The organism is Pseudomonas saliphila (genome assembly GCF_008638345.1).
GTDB classification, from domain to species: Bacteria; Pseudomonadota; Gammaproteobacteria; order Pseudomonadales; family Pseudomonadaceae; genus Halopseudomonas; species Halopseudomonas saliphila.
In genome coordinates this window covers 279,003-296,184 of record NZ_VTVA01000001.1, presented here as the reverse complement: position 1 = coordinate 296,184, position 17,182 = coordinate 279,003, and the positions used below count along the sequence as shown (strand labels likewise).

Below are 17,182 nucleotides of genomic sequence, written 5' to 3'. Positions count from 1 at the left end.
TCGCGAAAGTCATCGCCGGTTTCCATTCCGGGCCGTTCTGCAGAAGGTTAGCAGGCGCCGGGCTGATTGGCATGTGCTTGCTTGTCACCGGCTGTGGTGGCCCGTTTTCCGCGTTGAATCCTGCAGGCCCGTCGGCGACCGCCGCGTCGTGGCTGTGGTGGGGCATGTTCGGCTATTTCAGTCTGGTGATGTTGGCGGTATTTGCCGTGTGGTTCTACGCGATGCGCCGGGATCCAGGCGACATCGACCAACAGCAGTCGCAGCGGTTGCAGAATCGCTGGGTGTTCTGGGGCGGGCTGGTCCTGCCGACCGTCAGTCTGGCGGCGGTTCTGGTTGTTGGTTTGCCGATAGGCCGGGCCATGTTGCCGCTACCCCTTGAGCAGGGCGAGCCCCTGCGCATCGATGTAACGGCGCAGCAATGGCGGTGGGATGTGAGTTACCCCGATAGCGCCATCATGCTGGAGGACCGGTTGGTGATCCCCGCTGGCGAGCCGATCGACGTACACCTGAACAGCGCGGACGTGATTCATTCATTCTGGGTGCCGCGTCTGGCCGGGAAGCTGGATGTGATCCCCGGCCGGACCAATGTGATTCGTATCCAGGCGGATCAGCCCGGAATTTACCGGGGACATTGCGCAGAGTTCTGCGGAGCGGGTCATGCGCACATGCACTTCGAGGTCGAGGCCGTTGAGTCCGAGGCATTTCAAACCTGGCTGACGCAGGAGCAGGCCAATGAGTGAACTCAGAAACGCAGGCAACCGGTCGCGGCTGGCACAATTCGACAGGGTATGGGGGAATCTGCCCGGCTGGGGCCAACTGTCCGCCGTTAACCATACGTCTGTGGGGCTGCGTTTTGTCGTCACCGGGATGGTGTTTTTCCTGATTGGCGGCATTCTGGCAATGTTGATACGCACCCAGCTGGCGCTGCCGGAACAGGACATTCTCAGTTCTAGCGCCTACAACCAGATTTTCAGCATGCACGGCACGGTGATGATGTTTCTGTTCGCCATTCCGGTGCTGGAAGGCGCAGCGATGTACCTGATCCCGAAGATGATCGGCACGCGTGATCTGGTATTTCCCCGGCTCAGTGCGCTGGGCTATTACTGTTATCTGTTCGGCGGCATCATCATCGTCTCGAGCCTGTTCCTGAACATGGCGCCCGATGCAGGATGGTTTATGTACACGCCCCTGAGTGGCTCGTTCTATTCGCCGGGGCTGGGACCCGATTTCTGGCTTTTGGGCATTACCTTTGTCGAGATTTCGGCGATGTCCGCGGGGGTCGAGTTAGTGGTGTCGATTCTGCGTACGCGGGCCAACGGGATGTCGCTGCGCAAGATGCCGATCTTCTGCTGGTACATTCTGGCGATGGCCCTGATGATCGTGTTTGGCTTTCCACCGCTGATTCTGGGCAGCATTCTGCTGGAGCTTGAGCGCGCCGCGGGCATGGTGTTCTTCGAGGTAGCAGGTGGGGGCGATCCACTTCTGTGGCAGCATCTGTTCTGGCTGTTTGGACACCCTGAGGTGTACATCATCTTTCTGCCGGGGGCGGGGATAGTCTCCACGCTGATTCCGGTGTTTGCTCAGCGTCCGTTGCTCGGTTATCGCTGGATTGTGATGGCCATCATCCTGATGGGCTTCATCAGCTTCGGACTCTGGGTGCATCACATGTTCACCGTCGGCATACCTTCGCTGGCGCTGGCATTTTTCTCCATGGCCAGCATGCTGGTAGCGGTGCCCACGGCCATCCAGTTCTTCGCCTGGATCGCCACGTTGTGGACCGGGCGGGTGGTATTTCATCTGCCCATGCTGTGGATTCTCGGCTTTCTGATCATCTTCGTTGCGGGCGGCTTGACCGGCGTGATGTTAGCGCTGGTGCCCTTCGACTGGCAGGTACATGACACCCACTTCGTGGTGGCGCACATGCACTACGTGCTGGTGGGTGGCATGCTGTTTCCGCTGATCGCGGGGTTCTATTACTGGTTGCCGCATGTGTCCGGGCGCATGCCATCGGACACGCTGGGCCGCTGGGGTTTCTGGCTGACCTTCATCGGTTTCAACCTGACCTTCCTGATCATGCATCTGACCGGGCTGTTCGGCATGCCGCGTCGGGTCTATACCTACGAGGCGGGGTTAGGCTGGGATCTGTTCAATCTGATTTCATCGATCGGCGGCTTTATCATGGCCATCGGTATCGCGGTGCTCATTCTCGATATCGCGCTGCATTTTCGCTTCGGCCAACGCGCGCGGCAGAACCCGTGGAACGCGGACTCGCTGGAATGGGCTGTGGAAATGCCGGTCAGTACCTATAACTTTGCCAGTCTGCCCGATGTGCCGACCCGCCACCCCATGTTCGAGGATCCGACGCTGCCGCAGAAGATTGCCGACGGCAAGTATGGCCTGGCAGATATCAGCCACGGCCTGCGTGAGATCTACGGTTCGCGGGCTGGCACTGGTAAGGTCATGCAGGTCATTCATTTGCCGACTAACTCATGGCTACCGCTGCAGAGCGCGGCGATCATTGCTGTGGTCTGTCTGGGTCTGCTGACCAAGTTCTACTGGGTGGCGCTGGTGGCAGCGGTATTCGCGGTACTGTCTCTGTTGCGGTGGAGCTGGCATAACGGCGCGCATGCCAGCAGTGCTCCCTTGACCGACGGTGAACGCACCGACCCCCCATTGCATTCGCGCATGCTAGACAGTCCCGGGTTGTGGGGCATGGTGGTTGCGATGATGGGCAACGGCACACTTTACGCGTCGTTGTTGTTCGGCTGGTTTTACCTCTGGACTGCCGCGCCGCAATGGGAAGCGCCGACGCAGGGGCCGCTTGCGCTGATGCCGCTGCTGCTCAGTGGTGCGTTGCTGACCCTCGCTGCGCTGGTGTTCCGCGTTGCGGTCGGTCGATTGCGGGCCGGAAACGGCAATGGCATGCAGGGCCTGTTCTGGATAGCGTCGCTCATCGGTCTGATACATTTCGGTCTGTTGCTGTGGGTGCTGCTCAGTGCACCGCTGGAACCGACCGAGCTGGCGCATGACTCGGTGCTGACCGTCATGCTGATGTATCTGCTGATTCATAGCGGCCTATCGACTGTCGTGACGGCGATGCAGGCGATGCGCGTGCAGCTCGGCTACGTCAGCTTGCGTGTGCCCTACGAGCCGATCGTGGTGTGGCCGCTGTGGGTCTATACGCTGGCTATCTTCTGGTTGGCAGTTGCTGCCTTCGTCTTGTTGCCAATGGGCTGGGGGGCCGCCTGATGCTCTCGATTTCGCACCCAATCCAGATAGTGATGGGGCTGATCATCTGGTCTGTCTGGTTTGTTGTGCTTTATGGACTGCAGGGAATCGGCTGCAATGTGGCGCCGCCTGCTGCGGAGCTCGGCCCCTGGACCTGGATCAACGCGCTCCTGCTGGGGCTGGGAGTCTGCGTCACGCTGCTGCTACTGTTTGCCGCCTACCGATGTTGGAAAGCCGGGCAGGATCAACGCGTGGAGGAAGACTCTCACCGGCGGTTCATCGCCCGTATCAGCGGCGGCATCTATCTGTTTTCAGCGATAGCCGCGGCTGCGGTTACAGTGCCGGTGGTGATCTATCCGCCCTGCGTGTAAGCCGTTCGTATACACCATGCGCACTGCAGCGTGGTGTTCACTCTTCCTGATCGCGCGAACGTGCCTCTTCGATGGTCTCGCGAGCTTCCTGTTTCTCCTCCGCGTCCGCCGTCGGCTTCTCGTGTTCGTGCGCTTCGTCCGGCGTGTAGCAGAGCGTGGCCATGATCGGAAAATGATCGGAGCCAAACTTGTTCAGACGCCTGATGCCACACAGCTTGAAGTGCCGGGTAACGAATATATGGTCCAGCGGCCAGCGCAGCAGCACGTGCCAGGCATTGTAGGTATTGAACATCCCGCGGCCACAGCGCAGATCAAGCATGCCACTCACGCGGCTGAAGGTGCGTGTGGTACGGGACCAGGCGACATCATTCAGGTCGCCAATCAACAAGGCGGGCTCGGCACGCTCATGGATATGCTTGCCGACCAGCAACAGCTCGGCATCACGCCACAGCGACTCCTTGCTCTCATTGGGGGCAGGTGGGCGCGGGTGTAACGCATGAAAATGGATGGTGCTGCCATCTTTGAGTTGCAGATCGCCATGAATCGACGGGATGTCGTCCTGAATCAGGCGCTTGATCTCGATATTCTCCAGCGGCAACCGTGAATACAAGTGCATGCCGTACAGGTTGTCCTGGGGAATGCTGACGCGGTGCGGCCAGTCGGTCAATGCGGCGTCCAGTTGGTCGCCCCACCAACTGTCGGATTCGAGTGTCAGAACGACGTCGGGTTGATGCGCCAGAATCTGGCTGACCAGACCATCCACGTTGCGATTGGGGGTCAGCACATTGGATATCAGCAGGGTGACGCAGCTGTCTTTCTCGGCATCTTCGGCATCCAGAACCTGAATTTTCCAGAGCCGCGTCCAGGGCAGAATACGGTACACCTGCAATGCCAACACCAGCAGCGCGCAGGCCAGCGTCGGAATCTGCCACGGCGCTTCACTCCAGGGCGAAAGCAATACCACCAGCAGTGCCAGGCTTGCGATCTGCACACGCGGAAACTCACACGCGCGCAGCCACCAGTCATGTAGACGGATTTTTGCAAGCAGCGTCATGCTGAGCAATAACAGGGCCAGAACGAATAATGGCAGTGTCAGCAAGCTCTACTCCGTAATGAGTGAATGATTGATCGAGCAGCGCAGCGAGTAGGGCTCAGCCTTGCCTGACTTCAAGGTTGGTAAGCACCGTGGTGCGCCTGTGGGGCGGCTTATTCGCTCTTGCCGGTGTCGTCAGCTGTACTTTCAGCGCCCGCTGCTGGGCTGTCGGCGGCCGGATCACCTGCCGCAGGACCGCCTGCCGCAGATTCAGCTTCGTTGTCGCCTGCCGCTTTGCGTGCGAGTTTTTCCTGACGCTTTTCTTCCTGCTGCTTGCTCTTTTTCAGCTCTCTCTGACGTTTTTCGAATGAGTAGTTTGGCTTGGCCATATAGGACTCCAGATTGTGTGTGCCCACAGTGTAATGGATGTTGCAGCTGGCTGCAGAATACGCCCGTGCGAGTGAACCCGGAACTTCAGGGTCGATAGTGGCACTAATCAGCTGCGTGTTTGTGTGCATTGTCATGGAAGTGTTCGCCGACCTGGGTCGGGAGCACTAGCGGCCCATCTCGGGGTCAACTGTTTAGCACTTGAATGCTCGCAAGGAACTGCTTAATGATGACCAGGTTTTTCTTCAGGGCGTTGCCCTTCATGTTGTCCATGCCGCTCCTGGCTCAGGAGCAGAATTTCGACTTCGAGTCAGTGATCGGAAAGGCCAGAGAGCTGGCCTCCAAACCCTACGCCGCGCCTGCTGAGGTACCGCGTTTTCTCCGCGACCTTAATTATCAGGATTATCAGGGTATCCGCTTCAAACCGGAAAGCAGTCTGTGGCATGACGAGGACACGCCGTTCAAGGTCATGATGATGCCACCGGGCCTCTTCTACCGGCATGCCGTGCGAATGAACATTGTTGAGGACGGCGCAGCCGACCCGGTCAATTTCGAGAAGCGGCAGTTCACCTATCCTAATCCGGATATCGAGCGGCTGGTGCCGGCCGACATGGGCTATGCAGGCTTCAAGCTGACCTTCCCCTTTGAAGGGCCTGATGTCATGAATCAGTTCCTTGTCTTCGGCGGTGCCAGCTATTACCGCGCGGTGGGCAAGGAAAACAATTTTGGTCTGTCGGGTCGGGGTATCGCGGTCGACACGGGCTTGCCGAGCGGCGAGGAATTCCCCTCGTTTGTCGAGTTCTGGCTAGAAAAACCCACGTCCGACGCTGAGACCATGACCTTCTACGGTCTGCTGGATGGCGAAAGCCTGGCTGGCGCTTACAAATTCACGGTGACCCCTGGCGAGCAGACCGAGCTCAAGGTCGAATCGGCACTGTTCCCCCGCAATCCGGTAGAAATGCTCGGCCTGGCGCCCTTGACCAGTATGTTCTATTACGGCGAGAACACCTTGCATCCGGCCGGTGAATGGCGTCCAGAAGTGCATGATTCGGACGGCCTTTTGATCCACGACGGCGGGACTGACGAATGGCTATGGCGTCCCCTGCGTAACCCCTCGACCCTGAGTATCGATTACTTCGCCACCCAGAATGTGCGCGGATTCGGGCTGATACAGCGCGATACCGATTTCACCAGCTATATGGATCTCGAGGCGCGCTACGAGTCGCGACCCAGTGCCTGGATAGAACCTGAAGGCGACTGGGGGCAGGGCCACGTTGTGCTGGTGCAGCTGCCTACCTCAGACGAAACCAATGACAATACCGTGGCCTTCTGGCGTACCGACGGCAAGATCAGCAAGGAGCAATCGCTGCACTTCAACTACACCGCGCGCTTCGGCAATGACCGCGTGGCTGGCGAGCCGCTCGCGCGTGCGGTGGATACCTATCTGGGTGATGGCATGCGCGTCGGAGGGGGCACTGAACCGGGCTCGGTGCGGGTGATTGTCGATTTCGTTGACGGCCCGTTGGCTGATTTGCAGCCTGACGCGCCGGTTGTTGGTCATGTCAGCGGCCTGGAAGACACCGAAGTGCTGGAGCACTTCGTCGAGTATGTCGAACCGCTGCACCGTTGGAGATTATCCGCCCTGGTACGACCCGCGGGCGACAAACCGCTGGCGTTGCGTGCGTACCTCAGTCAGCACGAAGAAACGCTGAGCGAAACCTGGAGCTACCAGCTGCCTCCAGGCAACGGCGTGCTGGGTGTTATCCAGCGCAAATGAATCGATTCAAGGAGCACACATGCAGCCGATCCGGGCTGAAATAGCGTTGGCGAGAGTACTGGCGTACCTGCAGTGGACGGGCGTGAATATCGATGCGCAGGTCGAGAGACAGGCATTGAGTATCGTCGCTGAGGCGCTGGAAACCGACGCGCCAGATTTCTTCCAGGCGTGCATGGAGCGGACCAAGGAGCGCTTTGAGCTGTCGCAGGCGGCTGTACCGGTGCCATCGCCGCCGATCTGTCGCGCCAGCATCGGTTACGGCGTCCACTGATGACCGCTCACCGTCCTGAATTACCTGAAGCCGGCCGGCACCTGACCAAGCCGCGTTGGCGCCGTGCGGCTGCGTTGCGCCGCAGCTTTCTGCTGTTGGCAGTGCTGCTGCAAACGGCCGTCGCTACCTATTTCATGCTCTCGGTATTGCCATATAACGGCGGTACCGGTCTGGAAATAGCCATGGCAGCGCTCTTCGCTATCCTGTTTACCTGGATATCGATCGGCTTCTGGGTAGGAGTGATCGGCTTTTTCATTCGACGGTTAGGTGGCGACCGGTATTCGTTACTGGCACAGCAAGACGACGCCACATTGGCTGGGACTGCGCTCACGCGTACGGCGATCGTCATGCCCATTTATCATGAATCGGTAGAGCACAGTCTGAGTGGTCTGAAGTCGGTGTATCGCAGTCTGGAACGGACTGGGCAACTGGAGCATTTCGACTTTTACATTCTCTCGGACAGTCGCGATCCGGACATCTGGCTAAGGGAACAGACCGCCTGGGCCGGTTTGTGCACGGAGCTGGGCGCCGCGAACCGAATATTCTACCGGCGCCGGACCCTCAATCTGAACTACAAGAGCGGCAATATCGGCGACTTTCTGCGGCGCTGGGGGCGTAACTATGCCTACATGGTGGTGCTCGATGCCGATAGTCTCATGGGCGGCAGAACGCTGGTGCGCATGGTTCAGCTGATGCAGCGTCATCCGCGCGTCGGCATCCTGCAGACCAGCCCGGCATTGCTCAACGGCGAGTCGGTATTTGCCCGGGTCCAGCAATTCGGCAATCAGTTATATGGGCCGCTGTTTACCACCGGGCTGGCGGCAGTCCAGCTGGGTGAGGCGGCTTTCTGGGGCCACAACGCCATTCTGCGTACGCAACCCTTCATGAGATACTGTGGTTTGCGCAAGCTTCCCGGATGGGGACTGTTTCGCGGGCCGATCATGAGCCACGATTTTGTCGAGGCCGCCTATATGGGTAGGGCCGGGCTCGAGGTCTGGCTTGAGCCGGGCCTGGACCAGAGCTATGAGGAGTCGCCGCCTACCCTGGTGGAAGAACTGACCCGCGACAGGCGCTGGGCGAAGGGCAATATGCAGCACCTCTGGTTACTGTTGCGCGGCAAAGGTATGCGCGCCGCGCATCGCATGGCGCTAGTGAACGGCATCATGTCGTACTTTGCCTCGCCGCTGTGGCTGGCGTTTCTGGTGCTGACGACCGTTGAAGCGGCACGCATGGTGCTGATGCCGATAGACTACTTTCCAGACCCGCACCAGTTGCATCCGCTTTGGCCGCAATGGGAGCCGATACGCGCCGTGGTACTGGTCGCCATTACCATGACCCTGCTGTTTCTGCCGAAGTTTCTTGCGCTGTTCGATGCGCTCCTGACGGGACGGGCGAGGGCCTTCGGCGGCTCGCTGCGAATGGCTGCGGGCGTCTTGATAGAGATTTTTCTTTCCGCCTTGCTGGCGCCGATTCGAATGCTGGCGCACTCCCGTTACATCCTTGAGGCTGTATTGAATGCCACGCTGCGCTGGGCTGGGCAGAACCGCGCCGGCGAAATCGGCTGGGGCAAAGCGGTGCTCAATCAGGCAGTCGGAACGCTGCTGGCAATTTCCTGGGCATCGTTCGCCTGGTGGCTGGATCCCTTGTTCTTTCTGTGGACGTTGCCGGTTGCGTTACCGCTGGTGCTGGCAGCACCTATCTTCGTCCTCCTTGGCAAGGTCCGGGTGGGGCAGGCCCTGCGCCGCCGGGGTTTGCTGATGATTCCCGAAGAGACATATGGTTCGGATCTGGTGGACGGTCTTGCCGATACCCGCGGTCTGGAAACCGCCAGCAGTGATTTTCCTGCGTTTTATGAGGCGGTTCTGCATCCGCAAATCAATGCCCTGCAGGTTTCCCTGGCGCGTGACCGCCGGCGGGGTCCGCGAGCGGACTGGCTCGAACACCTCTGTCAGGACTGCCTGGAGCAGGGGCCGGGCGCGCTGGACAAGTTTGAGCAGAGCGCGCTGGCTGGCGATGCCGTATCCCTGTCCTGGCTGCATCGCCAGGCATGGCGGGCCCCGGTCGATTCGCCCTGGGGGCGCATCCTCGGGATCCGGATGCAGGCGCGTCGGCGTGAAGACCAGGGGCTGCCCCCGGCGATCCTTACCGACTAGTCCTGATCTTTTATTGCGAATTTGCAGGGCTTTCGGCACGCCCGCTGGCCGCCATGTGAAGGCTTGTCTGAATAATGATGCGACTTAGTAATAATGCGCGCGCAAAAACTATATGAATGCTAAGTTGAGATCAGAACAAACTTTTTTGGACGTTACGCTGTCCAAAATCACAGCGGGACGGGGTTTGAAATATTTCGGGCTCCCCCGTTACATCAAGTAGGACCGCGGGAAATTGCGGTTCAGCTCTTAATTTCATACGAGGTAACCTCATGAACAATATCGTATACATCGTTGGCGCTGTGGTAATTGTATTGGCTATCCTGTCGTTTCTTGGATTCCGTTAAGAAACCTCTGGATAACTACTGCGCTCGGCCATGCTGCGTTGAAATCCTCCTCAAAATGCTCATTTACAACACGTAAACTGCGCTTTTTCGTTGGATTTCGCCTTGCTTGACCTTCGCTCGCTACGTTTTCAGAGGTTCCTTAATCGCCAAAACGATGGCGCGTAACATAAGGCGCCTCGCAAAGCGGTCGCGTCGTGCAGGCACGACGCCGTCCGCTTAAATTACCTTTCGTTCTTTCAGGGCTTCGATCTGTTCCGGCAGATACCCCAGCTCTGACAATAACGCATGGGTATGTTCTCCCAGAGCTGGTCCGGTCCACTCGGTTGATCCGGGTGTCGCGGATAGCTTTGGGATAATACCCGGCATCTTGAACGGCTTGCCGTCAGGCAATTTCCCTTCAGTGAACATGCCTCTTGCCAGAAATTGTGGATCGCTGAACATATCCGCAACCGAAAAGATTCTGCTCGCTGGTACGTCTGCCTTTGCCAGCACATCCAGTACCTGCTCCTGCGTTCGACTCGCAACCCATCGTTCTATAACGGCATAAAGCTCATCGCGACGTGCATCCCGGCCAGCGTTATCGGTCAGGCTGACATCCTCTGCCAGATCAGTACGTCCAATCACCTGCATGAATCGCTTGAAGATAGCATCGCCGTTCGCGCCGATCTGCACCGCCTTGCCGTCGGCGCAGGTATGTATGGAGGAGGGGGTAATGCCGGGCATGATGTTGCCGCTGCGCTCGCGCACAAAACCCATCACGTCGTATTCCGGCACCATACTTTCCATCATGGCGAATACGGCTTCATACAACGCCACGTCGACCAGTTGGCCTTCGCCGTTCCCGACCTCACGGTGCCGCAGCGCCATCAGCGCACCGATTACACCCCACAGGGCGGCAATCGAGTCGCCGATCGAGATACCTGTGCGCACGGGCGGACGATCCTCGAAACCGGTGATGTAGCGCAATCCGCCCATGGATTCACCCACTGCACCAAAGCCCGGCTGATCCTTCATAGGGCCGGTCTGCCCGAACCCTGACAGTCGAACCATTACCAACCGCGGATTTAGCGCGTGTAGCGCTTCCCAGCCCAGCCCCCATTTTTCCAGGGTACCGGGACGGAAGTTTTCAATCAGTATGTCGGCATCGACCAGGAGTTCGCGCAGGATGCGTATCCCGTCGGGTTCCTTCAGGTTCAGCGTCAGTGATTTTTTGTTGCGCGCCTGCACGAACCACCACAGGGACGTGCCTTCATAAATCTTGCGCCATTTGCGCAGCGGATCACCGCCATCCGGCGACTCGACCTTGATAACCTCCGCACCGAATTCAGCGCAGATTCGAGCAGCAAAAGGCCCGGCGATCAGCGTGCCAAGCTCTATCACCTTGAGTCCGGTTAGGGGTTTTTCGGCGTTCATGCAGGCTCCGGTGCGTCGAATGTCGGGTCATTCTAACCGGATTTGGCAGCGCTTATAGCGCCGTGACGCATCGAATCCGAAAGGCCAACTTCCCCTGACCCCCCTATTTCAAGGGGGGAGCTGAGGTGTTGTTACGTTATTCCAGGCACTATCTTCAAGCCGCGATCTGGCAGCCCCGCAGTAATCTTTCAGTGCTTGGGATTACCGGCATTACCGCGGTTCTGTTGTGGAGTGCCTGTGCTGATCCCCGACGCAGCTGTATCGACCTGCGGCGTGCTGCTTGTCTGCGGAGCGGGTTTGTTAGCAGCTTCATTGGCGGCCGATAGAGAGCTGACCTCAGACTGGTCGAGTGAACGGGCGGGGGCTTCGCGCAGGTTTTGGGTCAGAGTTCTGGCCATTTTAAGGTGGTGCTCGAGTTTGCCCAGCGTGCGTTGGGCAAAATGGCTCACTTCGAAATCGTCAAGCTGAGCGCCTTGCTGGAATATGGCGACGATCTGTTCATGTGCTGCGACCTGATGGTCCGCATAAGCAGTGTCGAATCCATCCGTTTCGCGCAGACTCAGCAGCATCGACCTGGCTCTGTTGATCAGGTCGGTTTCCTCGTCCAGTTGGTGACCTTTTTCCCGGGCTAGCTGCCTGAGCTCCTTGTTGATCGCCAGGTGGTCCTCAATCATTTTATAAGCAAAGGATTTCACCTCCGTCGATTTGGTTTTTTCCAGCGCGAGTCTTGCTGCTTCAATCTCGGAAAACCCCTTGGCTGCGGCAGTATCGATAAAGCGCGCTGGGCCGAAGGCCTTCCGTTCCGACATCCGGTGATAAATAAACGCGGCGGCCCCGACAGTGGCAGCCCCGATAGTTAATGCTCGCAAGGTATTCATGACTTCTCCCGGTTGGACCTGATTGGTACAGCGTGTGGTCTTGAAACGAACGGAGGCCGGCATTTTTAGAGGGTGGTCTCCCAGCCGTCGCGATCGCCATGAGGTGCAACGTTGATTCAACCGCTCTGTCAGGACGCCTTTTTCAAGGCCTGGACCAATTCCTGTTTACGCATGGATGAGCGGCCGCGGATGTTCTTCGCGCGCGCTTTCTGCAAGAGCTCCTGCTTGGTTTCGGACTCAAGCGGGCGGTCCTTGCGCGGCTCACCCCGTTTGGTGGCGACCGCTCGCCGCGCCGACCGACTGGCGTCCTTACGTTTCTGCTGTGGGGATTTTTTCTCGCCGGAGCCGCCGGAACGTTCGCCGCCGCCTGACTGTTTATTAACGGTGGCCCAAGCCCGCGCCTCGGCTTCACCGTCGGAAACACCTTTCTCCTGGTAGGTTTCCTCGATGTGCTCGGCTTTGCGTTTTTGCTGTTCGGTGTATTTGTCTTTGCTTCCGCGTGGCATGAAAGTCCTCCTCGCCGCTAATGACAAGTCGCGTCAATTGTGTGAGTTATGACTGGACGCCGTTTGGCGAGTTCAGCACGAGGGATGAACGGTGTAACGGAAGGGGATTTTTGAACTTGGCCGGGCATGTGTAGCCATACTTCTAAATAGCTTCAATCGAGGAGCGAAGCGATGGAGGCACTTGTACTGATCGGTTTAACGTTAGTGATTGTTCTGCTGGTAGATCTCTGGCTGGCGGCCAATATCATGAAAAGCGACAAGCCAAAACGGAATCGTTACGGCTGGATTGCGCTCATCTTTCTCCTGCCGGTCGTGGGTTGGATAATCTGGGCGCGAATGGGGCCGCGCGGCATGGCGAAAGCGCCCGCGTCCCCGGAACACAGCAAATAGATCAATGCGCCTGAGCCTTGGCGCGACGCGTTATATCACTGCGCATGGCGCCCATGATGATGGTCGCTTCGATCTCTTCGAGAAGGTGGCGTCCAAGTCGTCGCAATGATTGAACGTCGCGGTACTGGTCCCGGCTGATGCCTACCACAGTGAAGTCTTCGTTCTGATAACTGAGTTGAACGGTAAGAGTGCGATCAACCTCGACCTTGCATTTACTGCGCACCGACTGCATGGAATTATTCAACACGGTTTCGATGTCCGCGACGGTAAGGTGTTCAGACCTCTTCATGGCTAGCCCTATGCTCATTGTATGCCCCATACGCTCGATAAAGGTTGCTCGTCCAGTGTTTCAAGATCGTGGCAACAAACCGAAATACGTCGGCAAATGGTCGCTAGCCGTCGGGATGCACACCGAATAGTCCGTTTTCAGGAAGATTCTGACGCGCCAGACAGTGATGGCGCGAAAGCTCAGTGCAAAGCTATTTTTTTAAGCTGTAAATCGCCGGGCGAAACCTATTTCGCTAATTGGCATCATCTTATTATTTCTTGCTTCGCCAGAATTATCAGAAGTTCCTTCCCTCTTTCATTTATGTGCTGCAGTTACGTTTTTAGCAGCACACGGTCTCTCGATCAAGCGAATTTAGAGAGTAGTTGAAATTTTCAGGCGAGCAAACGCTGGATAGTATCGCTATGGTACAAATGTCGAAATAGAGCGGTTAACAGCCGTTACGAGACGATGATTTATTAACGTGTTACGCCATCGAATGGCGTTAAAGACAACAAGTTTTATTATATTTTGCGATATATATATTCGATGGCGAACGCGCGTTTTTTATGGCCATTTTGATCGCAGCGCGAGAGGTGAAGTACGGAGGGCCAGGGAGCGGCGCCGACGGGCGTCATGAATCCGCAGGTATGCGCCGATGTCGCCAATGGAGGGGGCCAATGACTGAGGGCAGTCGTGCGATGGCCGTGGTAGCTCTGAGCCGCAGACTGGAAAACTGGAAGCCCCTATAAGCGGGCTCGTTCCCCGGCTCGGTTGGCTCGGGAGGCAGGTCTGTTTGAGTTTCGGAATAGTCCAGTTCAAGGTAGTGACGACGGCTGATACGCAATATTCCCCAGAGCGTGGAGCTTGCCACCAGCAGCCAGCAACCGATCAACAGCAACACATAACTTTCCGGGCTCACGCACTACCTCCCTGGTACTGAACAGCTGAATACTTTTGGATTTACCGTTCGCCGCGAGTCCAGACGAAGCGGCTGTTGATGAAGCATCGTTGTGCCATCTTTGAGCGCGCGGCTGCTTGATAGTTCCCCGTGAAATAAGCCGGCGGCAGCCGCTCAGCCCCTCACGAGGGGGTGTGGTGCTCGGGTGTCGTGCCGCCATCCTTGGGTTCAATCATCTGTTGAACCTGCACATCGGTGATCTTCCCGGTGCCGCTGTGTTGCTCTTTGATCATGGTCAACGCCTGCTCAGGTGTGAGCGTCTGTGCATCGGATTCGATTTCACAGCTGGCTGGCTGGTTATCCAGGATGTAGCTGACCAGAAACAGATTTTTTTTGCCCATTGAATATCTCCATTGGTTGGGTTGGCTAAATCAATAGACCTTCGCCGGCGACTGATAAGTTCCGCTCGAGCGAACACGCCAGCAAACTACTCGGCGGCAGGGGAGTCACAGCAGAACGGCCAGTGCTATTGCTGTGACCGCATAGGCAGCGACCAATGATGAGGAGGCGGACCACGTGTGGGAAACGATACTCGCCACGATAATCAGCGAGTTTTCTGATCTGGACGATGTTGAAAACGCCACGCGGGTAACCACGCGGCTATTGTTCGCCGCCTTGCTCGGCGGTCTGCTTGGCTTTGAACGCGAGCAGCAGGGCAAGGCAGCCGGGATCCGGACCCATATGATGGTGGGTCTTGGTGCTGCGTTGTTCGTGATCGCCTCGCTGCAGGACGGCGCCATGGACGATGCCATGAGCCGCGTGATCCAGGGCATTGTTACGGGGGTCGGCTTCCTTGGCGCCGGGACCATTCTCAAAACAGAGAGCCTTAAGGATGTTAAAGGGCTCACTACCGCGGCGGGAATCTGGTTCACCGCAGCCATCGGGGTAGCGGTCGGTCTTGGTCACGAGATGACGGCGATGATCAGCACCCTGATCGCGCTGGTCATCCTGCATCTTTTGCCATTACTGACGCAGCGCAAAGAGGATCCCGGAGCCTGAATTCAGCTCGCTGTTTCGGGTAAAGGCTGCCGAAGGCGCTCGGGCTCCGCGGCCACTGCCCGACCGGGGAATGAAACTTTCCCCCACGCGCCAGGGTCATCCGAACACAGGTTAAAGGCGAGTAACGGCAATGCCCCGATCAATCTGGAAAGGTGCTATCAGTTTCGGCCTGGTTCATATCCCTGTCGGTCTGGTGTCGGCTACGACCTCGCAGGGAGTGGATTTCGATTGGCTGGACAAGCGCAGCATGGATCCGGTCGGTTACAAACGGATCAACAAGACCACCGGCAAAGAAGTCACCAGCGAGGATATCGTCAAGGGTGTCGAATTGCAGAAGGGTCAGTATGTGGTCATCAGTGAGGAGGAGATCCGCGCTGCGCACCCGGAAGCGACCCAGACAATAGATATTTTTTCCTTCGTCGACAGCTCACAGATCCCACTGCCCAATTTCGAGAAGCCCTATTACCTGAGCCCGGTGAAGCGCGGCGAAAAGGTGTACGCCTTGTTGCGCGAAGCGCTGGTGCAGACCAACAAGGTTGCCCTCGCCAATGTGGTGATACGCACCAAGGCGCGCCTGGCCGCGCTGATGCCGCTGGACGGAGCACTGATGCTGGTTATGCTGCGCTGGCCCTCCGATGTGCGCGGCCTGGAAACGCTCGAATTGACCGATGCCGTCACCAAAGCGAAAGTGACCAAGAAGGAACTGGATATGGCTACTCGCTTGATCGAGGACATGAGCAGCGACTGGCAGCCGGAGGAGTATCGCGACGAATTCCAGGACAAGATCATGGAGCTGGTTGAAGAGAAGGCCGCCAAGGGCAAGATCGAATCAGTGGAGGAAGAAGAAAGTGTCGAGCAGCGCCGCAGTGCCGACGTCACCGATCTCACCGAACTGCTCAAGCGCAGTCTGGGTGGCAAGCCGGGGGGCAAGGGCGGCGGCAAGGCCCCTGCACGCAGTAGCAAGGCCAAGAGCGACAAGGAAGATGACACGCCGAAGCCCAAGCGGGCCTCACGCGGCTGATTAGCTCGGGCGCCCCGCAGAAAACTCAGGTCCCGCACTGCCGCGTTTGAGCCTACGCAAGAGCGGCGACCCGCACATCCCCCGGTAGGAGTGTCGCCCTCGGCACGACGCTGGCCGCCAGGCCAGCCAATGTAATTGAACTCAACCCCCTCCACACCAGCGCTGCGACAGGGTACCCCCACGCCGCCGTTTTATCCGCTTATCGCCTATCCGTCCCGATTGACAGGAACCAATGTTTCCGCGGTTCTGTCCGAAGATACACGTGGTCCACACCTTCGGAGGTCATCATGTCCGAGCAGACGCTTCCCCCGCAGCATCAGGAGCATCGCCCCGGTAAAGAGGGCGAGATGCATCCGGAACCGATTTATATTTCCGATCACTACAAAGCCGCCGGCAAGCTGGAAGGCAAGGTTGCGATCGTGACGGGTGCCGACAGCGGTATCGGGCGCGCGGTTGCGGTGCATTTTGCTCGGGAAGGCGCCGATATCGTCATGCTCTATCTCGAAGAGCATGCCGATGCCGAGCACACCCGCAAGGAAGTCGAGCGTACCGGGCGCAAGGTGAAGGTCTACGCTGGCGATGTGGCTGAGGAAACGCTGTGTCGACAGATCGTCGAGGAGACGCTCGCCGAGTGGGGGCAAATCGACGTGCTGGTCAACAACGCTGGCGAACAGCACCCGCGCAAGAACCTTGAAGATATTCCGCAGGAACAGTGGGAAAAAACGTTCCGCACCAATATTTTTGGCATGTTTCAGCTGACCAAGGCCGCGTTGCCGGCAATGCAGTCTGGGGCGGCCATCATCAATACCACGTCGGTGACGGCCTACAAGGGCAGTCCCATGCTGCTCGACTATTCGTCTACCAAGGGTGCGATTACCGCCTTCACCCGTTCCCTATCGATGAATGTTGCCGAGCGGGGTATCCGGGTCAATGCCGTGGCACCGGGGCCGATCTGGACCCCACTGATTCCCTCTACGTTTGACGCCGAGAATGTTGAAACCTTCGGCTCTAATACGCCCATGAAACGCCCTGGTCAGCCCGCCGAACTCGGGCCAGCTTACGTCTATCTGGCCTGTGACGATTCCAGCTACATGAGTGGTCAGGTCCTCCATATCAATGGCGGCAATGTCGTTAACGGTTGATAGCCGATGAGTGCGTTGTCCCTTTTCCCACCCGCCTGGCCAA

At 58.0% G+C, this 17,182-nt stretch carries 18 protein-coding genes; 10 read left to right on the top strand and 8 right to left on the bottom strand.

Annotated elements, in window-relative coordinates; all coding sequences use genetic code 11:
• The first annotated feature begins 71 nt into the window (after positions 1–71).
• Genes coxB through FHK95_RS01300 form a run of 3 tightly spaced genes read left to right on the top strand, consistent with a single transcriptional unit; the run spans position 72 to position 3,599 of the window.
• Positions 72–740, top strand: coding sequence for a cytochrome c oxidase subunit II (coxB, locus tag FHK95_RS01310; protein ID WP_150302775.1), 669 nt, complete (start codon positions 72–74; stop codon positions 738–740).
• On the top strand, positions 733–3,249 hold the full coding sequence (gene ctaD, locus FHK95_RS01305; protein ID WP_150302774.1) for a cytochrome c oxidase subunit I: 2,517 nt from the start codon (positions 733–735) through the stop codon (positions 3,247–3,249). Before coxB ends, ctaD begins: the two co-directional genes overlap by 8 nt.
• Positions 3,249–3,599, top strand: coding sequence for a hypothetical protein (locus FHK95_RS01300; protein ID WP_150302773.1), 351 nt, complete (start codon positions 3,249–3,251; stop codon positions 3,597–3,599). The genes ctaD and FHK95_RS01300 overlap by 1 nt, the downstream gene beginning before the upstream one ends.
• A 37-nt stretch (positions 3,600–3,636) precedes the next feature.
• Here FHK95_RS01300 and FHK95_RS01295 read toward each other — a convergent pair whose 3' ends face one another.
• A complete protein-coding gene (locus FHK95_RS01295) occupies positions 3,637–4,698 on the bottom strand; it encodes an endonuclease/exonuclease/phosphatase family protein (RefSeq protein WP_150302772.1) in 1,062 nt (353 codons plus the stop codon).
• A 107-nt stretch (positions 4,699–4,805) separates the two neighbouring features.
• Positions 4,806–5,156, bottom strand: coding sequence for a hypothetical protein (locus FHK95_RS20405; protein ID WP_408003577.1), 351 nt, complete (start codon positions 5,154–5,156; stop codon positions 4,806–4,808).
• Positions 5,157–5,245: 89 nt separating this feature from the next.
• On the opposite strand from FHK95_RS20405, the gene FHK95_RS01285 reads away from it, so the two are divergent.
• Genes FHK95_RS01285 through mdoH form a run of 3 tightly spaced genes read left to right on the top strand, consistent with a single transcriptional unit; the run spans position 5,246 to position 9,220 of the window.
• On the top strand, positions 5,246–6,796 hold the full coding sequence (locus tag FHK95_RS01285; RefSeq protein ID WP_206668518.1) for a glucan biosynthesis protein G: 1,551 nt from the start codon (positions 5,246–5,248) through the stop codon (positions 6,794–6,796).
• Positions 6,797–6,815: 19 nt separating this feature from the next.
• Entirely contained in the window at positions 6,816–7,067 is a 252-nt protein-coding gene (locus FHK95_RS01280; RefSeq protein ID WP_150302771.1) for a hypothetical protein, read from the top strand.
• Positions 7,067–9,220 (top strand): glucans biosynthesis glucosyltransferase MdoH, encoded by a 2,154-nt coding sequence (gene mdoH / locus FHK95_RS01275; protein WP_150302770.1) that lies wholly within the window; start codon positions 7,067–7,069, stop codon positions 9,218–9,220. Before FHK95_RS01280 ends, mdoH begins: the two co-directional genes overlap by 1 nt.
• Before the next feature lie 560 nt (positions 9,221–9,780).
• Here mdoH and FHK95_RS01270 read toward each other — a convergent pair.
• The 3 genes from FHK95_RS01270 to FHK95_RS01260 all read right to left on the bottom strand — a co-directional run bounded on the left by FHK95_RS01270 (position 9,781) and on the right by FHK95_RS01260 (position 12,361).
• Positions 9,781–10,977 carry a CaiB/BaiF CoA transferase family protein gene (locus tag FHK95_RS01270; RefSeq protein ID WP_150302769.1) on the bottom strand — a complete coding sequence of 399 codons (1,197 nt, stop codon included), beginning with the start codon at positions 10,975–10,977 and terminating at the stop codon, positions 9,781–9,783.
• A 188-nt stretch (positions 10,978–11,165) separates the two neighbouring features.
• A complete protein-coding gene (locus tag FHK95_RS01265; protein WP_150302768.1) occupies positions 11,166–11,975 on the bottom strand; it encodes a DUF4142 domain-containing protein in 810 nt (269 codons plus the stop codon).
• 8 nt (positions 11,976–11,983) lie between these two features.
• Positions 11,984–12,361, bottom strand: coding sequence for a Rho termination factor N-terminal domain-containing protein (locus tag FHK95_RS01260; RefSeq protein WP_150302767.1), 378 nt, complete (start codon positions 12,359–12,361; stop codon positions 11,984–11,986).
• A gap of 171 nt (positions 12,362–12,532) precedes the next feature.
• Here FHK95_RS01260 and FHK95_RS01255 point away from each other — a divergent pair, with 171 nt between their 5' ends.
• A complete protein-coding gene (locus FHK95_RS01255; RefSeq protein ID WP_150302766.1) occupies positions 12,533–12,751 on the top strand; it encodes a PLDc N-terminal domain-containing protein in 219 nt (72 codons plus the stop codon).
• 1 nt (position 12,752) lies between these two features.
• On the opposite strand, the gene FHK95_RS01250 is transcribed toward FHK95_RS01255, so the two are convergent.
• The 3 genes from FHK95_RS01250 to FHK95_RS01240 all read right to left on the bottom strand — a co-directional run bounded on the left by FHK95_RS01250 (position 12,753) and on the right by FHK95_RS01240 (position 14,318).
• Entirely contained in the window at positions 12,753–13,040 is a 288-nt protein-coding gene (locus FHK95_RS01250; protein WP_150302765.1) for a hypothetical protein, read from the bottom strand.
• 610 nt (positions 13,041–13,650) lie between these two features.
• The gene (locus tag FHK95_RS01245; RefSeq protein ID WP_150302764.1) at positions 13,651–13,938 is read right to left on the bottom strand and encodes a hypothetical protein; all 288 of its coding nucleotides are present in this window, start codon (positions 13,936–13,938) and stop codon (positions 13,651–13,653) included.
• 161 nt (positions 13,939–14,099) lie between these two features.
• A complete protein-coding gene (locus FHK95_RS01240) occupies positions 14,100–14,318 on the bottom strand; it encodes a hypothetical protein (RefSeq protein WP_150302763.1) in 219 nt (72 codons plus the stop codon).
• A 175-nt stretch (positions 14,319–14,493) separates the two neighbouring features.
• On the opposite strand from FHK95_RS01240, the gene FHK95_RS01235 reads away from it, so the two are divergent.
• The 3 genes from FHK95_RS01235 to FHK95_RS01225 all read left to right on the top strand — a co-directional run bounded on the left by FHK95_RS01235 (position 14,494) and on the right by FHK95_RS01225 (position 17,139).
• Positions 14,494–14,976: an MgtC/SapB family protein gene (locus FHK95_RS01235; protein ID WP_150302762.1), complete on the top strand. Its 483-nt coding sequence runs from the start codon at positions 14,494–14,496 to the stop codon at positions 14,974–14,976.
• A gap of 130 nt (positions 14,977–15,106) precedes the next feature.
• On the top strand, positions 15,107–15,997 hold the full coding sequence (gene ku / locus FHK95_RS01230) for a non-homologous end joining protein Ku (RefSeq protein ID WP_150302761.1): 891 nt from the start codon (positions 15,107–15,109) through the stop codon (positions 15,995–15,997).
• Between the two features lie 287 nt (positions 15,998–16,284).
• On the top strand, positions 16,285–17,139 hold the full coding sequence (locus FHK95_RS01225) for an SDR family oxidoreductase (protein ID WP_150302760.1): 855 nt from the start codon (positions 16,285–16,287) through the stop codon (positions 17,137–17,139).
• The last annotated feature ends 43 nt before the right edge of the window (positions 17,140–17,182 follow it).